At 66.0% G+C, this 1,478-nt stretch carries 2 protein-coding genes and 1 pseudogene; all 3 read right to left on the bottom strand.

Annotated elements, in window-relative coordinates; translation table 11 throughout:
- Positions 1-283: aldehyde dehydrogenase family protein (locus tag ACTWP6_RS30245; protein WP_443189631.1), on the bottom strand; the 283-nt coding region annotated here is incomplete at its 3' end.
- A gap of 28 nt (positions 284-311) precedes the next feature.
- Complete coding sequence (locus tag ACTWP6_RS30240) at positions 312-1,316, bottom strand: Gfo/Idh/MocA family protein (protein ID WP_443189630.1); 1,005 nt, start codon at positions 1,314-1,316, stop codon at positions 312-314.
- A 30-nt stretch (positions 1,317-1,346) separates the two neighbouring features.
- A pseudogene (locus ACTWP6_RS30235) lies at positions 1,347-1,478 on the bottom strand (2-keto-myo-inositol dehydratase); the annotation flags it as partial.

The following is a 1,478-nucleotide window of genomic DNA, read 5'->3' as shown; positions in this document are numbered from 1 at the left end:
CCTTGCCGTGCTCGGCGGTGATGATCTCGGCCAGTTCACCCTTGCGCTCGTTGAGCAGCTCCCGGAAGGCGAACAGCACCTGGGTGCGTTTGGCCAGCGAGGTGTCCCGCCAGGCCGGGAACGCGGCAGCGGCCGCATCGATCACCAGCTGGGCGTCGGCGACGCTGGCCAGCGCGACCTGACCGGTCACCACACCAGTCGCCGGATTGGTCACCGGCGCCGTCGCGGAGGACTCGCCGGCAAACACCTTGTTATCAACCCAATGGGAAATCGTCTTGGTCATTACTCTGCTCCTGCTTGTGTTTTCGGTTCTACGGTCGGTCGGCGAGCTGCACATCAACGGGCAGGCCGGTTTCGAGCGATTCGACACCTGCCGCGCACACCGCCGCGGCCGCGTAGCCGTCCCACGCGGTCGGTCCGTCGACGTTGGTGCCGGAGATGACGGCGTCAACCCACCGTTGGATCTCGGTGTCATAGGCGCGGCCGAACCGTTCCCGGAACCCGGGGGTGATCTGACCACCCCAGGTGCCCGGCGCGGATTTGCGGATCAGCCCGACGTCCAGGCCGATCATCGCGCTGCCACGTTCTGCGACCACCTCGGTGCGCACCTCGTAGGCGACACCGGTGGTGACGAAGAGTTCGACGTCCACGTGCCGTCCGGACACCGTTCGTAGGATCGCAATCTGCGGATCGATGACACCCTGGGGCGCACCAGGATTCGACGAGGGTTTGACGATCTGGACGCTGGCGATCTCCTCGCCGAACAGGTAGCGCGTCACGTCGACCTCGTGCACCAGCGAATCTTTGACGATCAGCGAGCTGTCGAAGTACGACGGCACATTCGGGTTGCGGTGCACGCAGTGCATCACCAGGGGCTCGCCGAGTTCGCCGCCGTCGAGCAGTGCCTTGAGCCGCATGTACTCGTCGTCGAAGCGTCGCATGAAGCCGACCTGGATCAGCGGGCGATCAAGCTCGGCCTCTCGCCGGACGATCTCCAGCGACGTGGAAACGTCGGTGGTGAGCGGCTTCTCGCACATCACCGGCTTGCGGTGCTCCAGGCAGGCCAGCAGCTGCTTCTCGTGGGTGGTGCCCGGGGTGGCCAGCAGCAGGGCGTCGACGTCCGGATCGGCGATCGCGTCGAGGGGATCGGCAACGGCGCGGCAACCTTCGATGCCCGAGGCGATCTGCTCGGCCTTCTCGGTGACGTAGTCGTTGACCACCGACACCCGCGCGCCCGAGATCCGGGACGTGATCCGGGCGACGTGGTCGGCCCCCATGACGCCGACTCCCAGGACGGCGACACGCAATTCGGGCATGGTGATTTCTCCTTGTGGAAGAGCGGCCGACTATGTGAATGTGACGGACGGGATGCCGCACGACCCGAGGTAGTTGCGGGTGCGCTTGGCGATGGGCAGCGGGGCGTCGGCGAGGCAGGGATACATGTCCTGCTCGACGATCGCGAACACGTCGATGCCGAG

The organism is Mycobacterium sp. 4D054 (assembly GCF_052245755.1).
Classification (GTDB): domain Bacteria; phylum Actinomycetota; class Actinomycetes; order Mycobacteriales; family Mycobacteriaceae; genus Mycobacterium.
This window is presented reverse-complemented; position numbering and strand designations above follow the sequence as displayed.

Coding starts and splice junctions, on each gene's coding strand:
- ACTWP6_RS30240 (WP_443189630.1), bottom strand. CDS start 1,316: ATGCCCGAATTGCGTGTCGCCGTCCTGGGAGTCGGCGTCATGGGGGCC.